The sequence below is a fragment of the Thioalkalivibrio denitrificans genome, from assembly GCF_002000365.1.
Taxonomy (GTDB): Bacteria; Pseudomonadota; Gammaproteobacteria; order Ectothiorhodospirales; family Ectothiorhodospiraceae; genus Thioalkalivibrio_A; species Thioalkalivibrio_A denitrificans.
The window spans coordinates 398-8,303 of record NZ_MVBK01000112.1 but is presented as its reverse complement, the minus strand read 5'-3'; the positions used below and the strand labels follow the sequence as shown (position 1 = coordinate 8,303).

Sequence of the window (7,906 nt, the reverse complement as noted above, 5' to 3'; positions counted from 1 at the left end):
TTGTCAGTTGTCAGTTGTCGTGAGCCTGGGTTCTGCAGAGAGTTTGTCAAGGGGCCTTCAACAACTGACCACGGACAGCTGACAATTGACCATCCCTACTCCAGCCCCAGACCGACACGTACCCCGTCCAGGACGAACTGAACCGCCAGCGCGGCGAGGATCAGGCCCAGCAGGCGATTCACCACGTTGATGCCGGTCTCGCCGAGCGCGCCGATGATCACGGGGGCAAACCGCAACGCCAGCAGCGTCAGCCCCAGCACCAGGACCACCACCACCACCAGAGCTGCCATCACCGGTGGCGCATGACCGGCGGACGCCATGAGCAGCACGGTGGTCATGGCACCGGGGCCGGCGATCAGGGGGAAGGCCAGGGGAAACACCGAAATGTCCTGCCGGTGCGAGGCCTCCCGCTGCTCGCGCAGCGTGGTGGCCCGAAGCCCGGACTGACGGGCAAAGATCATGTCCAGGGAGAGGATGAACAACAGCACCCCGCCCGCGACACGAAAGGCGGGGATGCTGATTCCGAGCATGGCCAGCAGGCCGTTGCCAACCAGCATGAATGTCAGCAGGATGCCCGCGGCGAGCAGCACGCCGTTGCGTGCGATCCGCCGCTGCGCCTCCCGGGGCATGTCGTGCACCAACGCCGCGTAAATGGCCGCCACCCCGATGGGGTCCACCACGATGAACAGCAACACAAAGGCGCCCAGCAGGATTTCGAACATGCCGGCAGTATAGCTTGAGCTACGAGCCTGATCGCGCGCCTTCTCAGTATCTGATGCTCAGGCCAAAAAAATTCCTTAGCCACAGAGGGCACAGAGGGCACAGAGGTAAAAGACCAAATGCTCCAAAAACCTGATTTCGCGTGAAGGCGCAAAGAAGGCCATTCGAAAAGATTTCCTTTGCACCTTCGCGAGATGACCGGGTTTTCTCTGTGACCTCTGAGCCCTCTGTGGCTAACCGCCTTTCAGCATTCCCCAGACTGATTCAATGCGGGCGTTGCAGATACGGCATCTCCCCCCTGCGCGCCATGTGACGGATGAGATCCGCGCGCCCGGGCGCCTCGCGGTTGAGTTCATCAACGCACTCGGACGGCACATGGGCCGACTCGGACAGCAGCACCTCCAGTTCGCGCAGGTCCACCTTGGGCCGGATCAGGTCTTCCGGCGTCGGGTTGTCCTTCATGCCCGTCTCCCAGAACATGCGCGGATGCCAGCAGCGCAACTGCACATCCGGATGCTGGAACAGCTCGACGCAACGGCGGTTCAGCTCATCGCGATTCATCACCTGCCTCCTTAACCCTCACTCAGGCTCACCCCCTAACCTACCCTCCCGACCCGACATTGCAAGCGGGACACAACTGGAAGTGGGAAGTGTGAATTGGGAAGTCGGAATAAAACCACTCTGACCCAGACCTTACTCACGTCCCCGAAATGCGGGGAACGCCGGGGAGCGGGTCTTTTAACTTCCCACTTCCCACTTCCCAATTCACACTTCCCACTTCAATTCACCCTTCCAACTTTAAAAGCGCCTCCATCCATTCATTTTCCACCGCCTCCAGCTCCCGGACCAGTTCCCCCTGCCGGGCAAGCAGGGTCTGCAGTTCCGGTTTGCTGTTTTCGTCGTAGATGTCCGGTTCGGCAAGCCGGGCCTCGATGCGCGCCTTCTCCGCCGCGAGTTCATCGTGGCGGCTTTCCAGGCGGGCGCAGGCGTCACGCAGGGGTTTGAGGCGACGGCGCGCCTCGGCGGCCTCCCGGCGCTGGGTCCTGCGATCCGGCACCCCATCCCCTGCCGGTTCCATCGCCGTTCGGTCCGGATCCCTTCGCATGAGCCACTGCCGGTAATCCTCCAGGTCTCCGTCGAAAGGTGCCACGCCGCCACCGGACACGATCCACAGTTCATCGCACACCGACTCGAGCAGATGCCGGTCATGGGACACCACCACCAGCGCCCCTTCGTATTCCTGCAACGCCAGTTCCAGAGCCAGGCGCATTTCCAGGTCCAGATGGTTGGTGGGCTCGTCCAGCAGCAGCAGGTTGGGCCGCTGCCAAACCAGGATGGCGAGCACCAGCCGGGCCTTCTCGCCGCCTGAGAACGGCGCGACCGGGGCCAGCGCCATGTCGCCCGCAAAGCCGAAACCGCCCAGGAAGTCCCTGATGGACTGTTCCGTGGCCCGGGGATCCAGGCGCTGCAGGTGCAGCAGCGGTGAGGACTGGGGATCCAGCTGTTCCAGCTGGTGCTGGGCGAAATAGCCCGTCGCGAGATCCGTGGCCGGCTCGCGTGCACCGGCGATCGGTGTGCGTTCACCGGCCAGCACCCGGATAAGCGTCGACTTGCCGGCCCCGTTGGGCCCCAGCAGCCCGATGCGATCGCCGGGCCTCATCGCGACATTGACCCTCTCCAGTACCACGTGGCCCGGATACCCGGCCACTACATCCGCCAGCTGGAGCAGGGGGTTCGGCAGCCGCCCCGGCGGCGGGAAGGTGAATCGGAACGGGGAGTCCGCATGGGCCGGCGCCACCTGTGTCATGCGCTCCAGGGCCTTGATGCGGCTCTGGGCCTGCCGCGCCTTGGTCGCCTTGGCGCGGAATCGGGCGACGAATCGCTCCATGTGCGCAATCTCGCTCTGCTGGCGCTCGAACAGGGCCTGCTGCTGCGCCAGGGCCTCGGCCCGCTGCCGCTCGAAACTGCTGTAGTTGCCCGTGTAGAGCGTGATGCTCTGCCGCTCGATGTGCGCCACATGATCCACCACCGCATCCAGAAAGGCCCGGTCGTGGGACACCAGGAGCAGCGTGCCCGGGTAGCTGCCCAGCCACTGCTCCAGCCAGAGCACGGCGTCCAGGTCCAGGTGGTTCGTGGGTTCGTCCAGAAGCAGCAGGTCGGACCGGCACATGAGCGCCTGGGCCAGGTTCAGGCGCATACGCCAGCCACCCGAGAAGTCCGACACCGGGCGGGACAGGTCGGCCTCGGAGAAACCCAGGCCGTGGAGCAACCGCGCCGCCCGGCTCTGCGCCCGCCATGCATCCACGGCATCGAGCCGCTCATGCAGTCTGCCGATCCGGGTGCCGTCCCCCTCGGCCTGGGCGCGGGTCAGATCCGACTCCAGGGCGCGCAACTCCGCGTCCCCGTCCAGCACGTGGTCCAGGGCCGAACGATCCGTGGCCGATGTCTCCTGGGCCACGGTGGCAATGACCCACTCCGAGGGCCACTCGCAGCGTCCCTCATCGGCTGACAGTTCCCCGCGCAACAGGGCGAACAGGCTGGATTTTCCGGTGCCGTTGGCGCCCGTGAGCCCCACCCGCCAGCCCGCGTGCACGGCGAGGCTCACTTCCCGAAACAGGACCCGGGGACCACGACGCAGGGAGAGTCCGCTGAGCTTCAGCATGGGCGCGCAGTGTAGCAGTCACCGGACACGGATTTCCGTCATCCGGACCGGCAAGCATCGGCCCTGCGGCGTCATTTTTCCGCCACGATTACAACTATGAATCGTAACCAACTGTATCATATAAATAATTTTTGTTGGCACGATTCTCGCTTATCTCGCCACAAGCCCTCGGATAAAAAGAACCGGCTACATGAAACTGACCTTTACGCACAACCTGTTGCTGGGCAAACAGACCCCCATGCCGGGCAACGGATCGGGTCGCTCCCCTGTTCCCCACCCGGTCTCTTCCGCTGCGGAGCTGGCACAGCGGCTGCAGACCACGCTGGACCTGGATTGCCTGCTGGAGATGTTCTCCGAGGCCATCCGCTGCAGCGTCCCTCACGACGGCATGACCTACGAGTGTTCGACCCGTGGGCTGCACCTCACCTGCGGCCGCGTGTCCCGACATTCCTGCAGCTATAACCTGATCGTGGAGAACGAGGCGATCGGCGAACTGCGTTTTCTGCGTGGGCGCAAGTTCCGGGAAGAGGAACTCCGCGAGCTGGAGCGGCTGCTGGCCGTGCTGGTCTATCCGTTGCGCAACAGCCTGCTCTACCAACAGGCGCTGATGGCGGCCCAGACCGACCCGCTCACGGGCCTGCAGAACAGAATCGCCATGGAACACGTGCTGCCCCGTGAACTGGCGGCATTGCGACGTGGCCAACAGAAACTCGCCCTGCTGGTCGTGGACGTGGACCACTTCAAGCAAGTCAACGACAGGCTGGGCCACTCCGCGGGCGACCAGGTGCTGCGAGCCACGGCGCGCTGCCTGGCAGGCGCCACACGGGAAAGCGACATGCTGTTTCGCTTCGGCGGGGAGGAATTCGTGGCGGTCCTGCGCGGCGCCGGTGTCGAGGAGGCCCGTCAGGCGGGCGAGCGCATCCGCACAGCCCTCAGGGAGTGCCCGGAAATTCAGCTCGCCGTTCCCGGCATCGCTCTGACGGCCAGCATCGGCGTGGCCGAGGCGTCGCAACTGGACACCGCCGCAAGCCTGTTCGACCGGGCGGACCGCGCCATGTACGCCGCCAAGCAGGCCGGCCGCGATCGGGTGAAAACCGGCTGACCCGAAACCCGCACTTTCCTGCCTCTTGAATCTTGCCTCTGCCGTCCTAAAGGACGGCCGGCACCTGCTTCGCCAGCGCCTGTTTCTCCTTCACCGCCTCCTCGCCGGTCAGCACGAAACCGTGGAGCCGTTCGCCGTCCCTGTACAGGGCCCGCACACCGTCACCCACGGGCTCCGCCTGCCACTCCCCGGGCGCACCGGGCACGGGTGGTGACACCACCACGGGGTGCGCCGGCGTCTTCACCACCACCGGCATGGCCGGATAGCGCACCTCCGCAGGATCGCCGGCGAGGGTCTTCGCCAGGGCGCGGGCGGCGTGCATGATGGGCATCACGAACGGCAGCACCAGTCCGGCCACCTGGGCACAGTCGCCCAACGCATACACCCCAGGCACCGAAGCGGCCAGGGTGCGGTCCACCACCACACCCCTGTCTGTCTCGAGACCGGCCTCGCGTGCGAGGCGCACATCGGGGCGAAGTCCCACAGCCGACAGAACGGCGCCTGCCTCCAGGGTCTCGCCGTTGGCGAGCGTCAGCCTAAAGCCGGAACCGTCCCGGTCGATACGCTCCACGACCGTCTCCAGGTGAAAGCGGATGCCGGCCTCCTCCAGGCCACGACGAAGGGCGTTGCCCGCCGCCTCCGGCACCAGCCTGCCCAACGGCCAGTTATCCGGACCGATTACGTGCACTTCGCGGCCGCTGCCGCGCAGGTCGTTGGCAAACTCACAGCCGATCAGCCCCGGACCGATGATCGCAACCCGATCCACGCCCTCGATGGCCTCCCGGAAACGGGCATAGTCCAACCGGTTATTGACCGAGCGCACCGCGTCCACGCCGTCACCCGCGTAGGACAGCCGGATCGGATCGGCACCCACCGCCAGCACCAGGCGATCGTATGGGAGGGTCTCGCCGTCATCCAGCACGACCGTACGCACCGTGGTGTCGATGGCCACCACGCGGCGATGGGTGACGATACGCGCATCAAGCTGCTGCGCCATGATCTCGGCGGGCTGATTGATCAACGCATCCGCATCCTTGTTTGCGGCAAACGCGTTTGACAGCATGGGCTTGGAATAGAACGCCCCGTCATCCGCGGTGACCAGGGTCAGCCGTGTCTCCTGATCCAGTTTGCGGAACTCGCGCGCCACCGTGTAGCCGGCGAGCCCCGTGCCGATGATCACGACTCCCGACATCGGTTCAGGCTCCCGCGTAACAGCGCCCGACGAGGCGCCACCACTTGATGATCGGTTTGCTTTTCATGTCGTTGCCTCCTTGAAGCCGGGTGAAGCGTGAGGTGGGAGGCGAAAGGCGATAGGGATTGCACCACGCCTCACGCCGCCACCAGCACCATCTCGAAGTCCGCCTTGGCCACGCCGCACTCGGGGCACTCCCAGTCATCCGGAATATCCTGCCACCGGGTGCCGGCCGGTATACCGTCCTCGGGCATGCCCACCGCCTCGTCATAGATGAATCCGCACACCACACATTCCCACTTCTTCATAATCGATCTCCGATACTGTGTTCAGTTGTCCGGCCGGGGCGGCTCACCGCCCCGCCCTCTTGTACCTTTACTCTTGTATCTTGTACCTGCCCTTAGGCGACTTTCCGCACCGCCTCCACGCGCGCCAGGGCCTCCTTGTAATGGTTCGCGTGACGCTCCTCGACGCGGGCCAGTGCAGCGAAACGCTTGGCGGCCTTTTCCAGAACCGACTGGAAGAAATCCGCGTGCTCGATGGATTCGGCGATCTGTTCATCGAACTCGCGCACCGCCGCCTCGTTCTTCTCCTGCATGGCCAGGTGGCGAAACTGCGGATACATCTCGCTGTACTCGTAGGTCTCGCCCTCAATGGCCAGCTCCAGGCAGCGGGCAGGATTCATGCGGTCCTTCGGGAACAGCAGGTCCAGATGGCCGAAGGCGTGCTGGACCTCCTGGGCCGCCGTGGCCTCGAAGGCCTTCGCGCTCTGCTCATCGCCCATCTCGCGACAGATCTTCGCAAAATACAGGTACTTGATATGGGCCATGGACTCGCCGGCAAACGCGGCTTCCAGGTTCTTCACGGTGACCGAACCGTTTTCGTTCTGCTTCATGATGTTGACCTCCGGGTTTGAAAATGGATGCCGCAGGGCGCGGCTTGGAGGTCATGTTAGTTATTGGCTATCAATGCATCCAATTTAATTATTAAAATAGAAACATAGACTGCGCCTATCATGGAACCGGTGGTGCTTCTTCAACGCAGGCTGGGTAACGCGGAGGGCGCAGAGGCGCGGAGGACGCAGAGAAACACTTAGAGTTTCAGCCTCTTACCTCTGCCTTCTCCGCGCCTCTGCGCCCGCCGCGTCCCCTACAGACACCTGCAAGTAACCCGACTCAGGGCTTGATCGGCTCCACGCAGGTCAGGTCCGCGTCCAGGATGGCCTGGCGCACGGCCTCGATGGCCTTGGGGCGTGGGAAGCTGACGCGCCAGGCGAGCGCCACCCGACGGCTGGGCACCGGCGGCCTGAAGCGGCGAAGGGTGAGCAGGCGTTGCGCATAGCGGTCGGCGCCCGCCGCGGTGCAGGGCAGGATGGTGACGCCCATGCCGGAGGCGACCATGTGGCGGATAGTCTCAAGCGAGCTGCCCTCCACGGTACGCTGGATACTGTGGTCAGAGGTCACCGTACGGTGGCAGTTGGGGCACAGTTCCAGCACCTGGTCCCGGAAACAGTGCCCGGCACCGAGCAACAGCAGGTTCTCCGAGGCCATCTCGGTGAGACCCAGTTCCTCCCGCTCGCTCCAGGGGTGACCGGCGGGCAGGACAGCCACGAAGGGTTCGTCGTAGAGCGGCAACGTCACGATGCCCGGCTCATCGAACGGCAGCGAAATGACGATTACATCCAGTTCACCGTGCTTGAGGCGCTCGGCCAGCCGGGCGGTGTAATTCTCCTCGATGACCAGGGGCATGTGCGGGGCTGAGGCACGCAGGGCCGGGATCAGGTGCGGCATCAGGTAGGGCGCAATGGTGAAGATGGCCCCCACGCGCAGTGGCCCGCTCAGCTGATCCTGCCCCTCGCGGGCGGCAGTCAGCACGCCTTCCGCCGCCTCCAGGGTACGCTGCGCCTGGGCCACGACCCGCTCGCCCACCGGGGTCACCGAGACCTCGCCCCGATTACGCTCGAACAGTGTCACGCCCAGTTCATCCTCGAGCTTCTTGACCGCGACGCTCAGGGTGGGCTGGCTCACGTGACACGCCTCGGCCGCATGCCCGAAATGGCGTTCCCGGGCCACGGCCACGATATAGCGGAGTTCGGTCAGTGTCATAAGGAAGGAATACTTTAGAGGCAAGATACAAGATACAAGATACAAGAAAACCCGCCGACCGGCGGCCCGAGGGCCCGTCTTGGCTCTTGCCTCTTGTAGCTTGTCTCTAGGAGCCTGTCGGACTT

At 64.5% G+C, this 7,906-nt stretch carries 8 protein-coding genes; 1 reads left to right on the top strand and 7 read right to left on the bottom strand.

Annotated features, from left to right (window positions below):
• Positions 1 to 95 precede the first annotated feature (95 nt).
• From B1C78_RS15540 to B1C78_RS15530, 3 genes are all read right to left on the bottom strand, one after another.
• The gene (locus B1C78_RS15540; protein WP_077280083.1) at positions 96 to 722 is read right to left on the bottom strand and encodes a MarC family protein; all 627 of its coding nucleotides are present in this window, start codon (positions 720 to 722) and stop codon (positions 96 to 98) included.
• 262 nt (positions 723 to 984) lie between these two features.
• Positions 985 to 1,281, bottom strand: a complete 297-nt coding sequence (locus tag B1C78_RS15535) for a hypothetical protein (protein WP_077280082.1) — start codon at positions 1,279 to 1,281, stop codon at positions 985 to 987.
• A 223-nt stretch (positions 1,282 to 1,504) separates the two neighbouring features.
• Positions 1,505 to 3,382, bottom strand: coding sequence for an ATP-binding cassette domain-containing protein (locus B1C78_RS15530; protein WP_077280081.1), 1,878 nt, complete (start codon positions 3,380 to 3,382; stop codon positions 1,505 to 1,507).
• A 190-nt stretch (positions 3,383 to 3,572) separates the two neighbouring features.
• Here B1C78_RS15530 and B1C78_RS15525 point away from each other — a divergent pair, with 190 nt between their 5' ends.
• On the top strand, positions 3,573 to 4,484 hold the full coding sequence (locus B1C78_RS15525) for a GGDEF domain-containing protein (RefSeq protein WP_077280080.1): 912 nt from the start codon (positions 3,573 to 3,575) through the stop codon (positions 4,482 to 4,484).
• Between the two features lie 46 nt (positions 4,485 to 4,530).
• Here B1C78_RS15525 and B1C78_RS15520 read toward each other — a convergent pair whose 3' ends face one another.
• The 4 genes from B1C78_RS15520 to B1C78_RS15505 all read right to left on the bottom strand — a co-directional run bounded on the left by B1C78_RS15520 (position 4,531) and on the right by B1C78_RS15505 (position 7,781).
• Positions 4,531 to 5,676, bottom strand: a complete 1,146-nt coding sequence (locus B1C78_RS15520; protein ID WP_077280079.1) for an NAD(P)/FAD-dependent oxidoreductase — start codon at positions 5,674 to 5,676, stop codon at positions 4,531 to 4,533.
• Positions 5,677 to 5,813: 137 nt separating this feature from the next.
• On the bottom strand, positions 5,814 to 5,984 hold the full coding sequence (locus tag B1C78_RS15515; protein WP_077280078.1) for a rubredoxin: 171 nt from the start codon (positions 5,982 to 5,984) through the stop codon (positions 5,814 to 5,816).
• A 92-nt stretch (positions 5,985 to 6,076) separates the two neighbouring features.
• Positions 6,077 to 6,571: a rubrerythrin family protein gene (locus tag B1C78_RS15510; protein ID WP_077280077.1), complete on the bottom strand. Its 495-nt coding sequence runs from the start codon at positions 6,569 to 6,571 to the stop codon at positions 6,077 to 6,079.
• A 280-nt stretch (positions 6,572 to 6,851) separates the two neighbouring features.
• Positions 6,852 to 7,781 carry a hydrogen peroxide-inducible genes activator gene (locus tag B1C78_RS15505; RefSeq protein WP_077280076.1) on the bottom strand — a complete coding sequence of 310 codons (930 nt, stop codon included), beginning with the start codon at positions 7,779 to 7,781 and terminating at the stop codon, positions 6,852 to 6,854.
• Between the last annotated feature and the right edge of the window lie 125 nt (positions 7,782 to 7,906).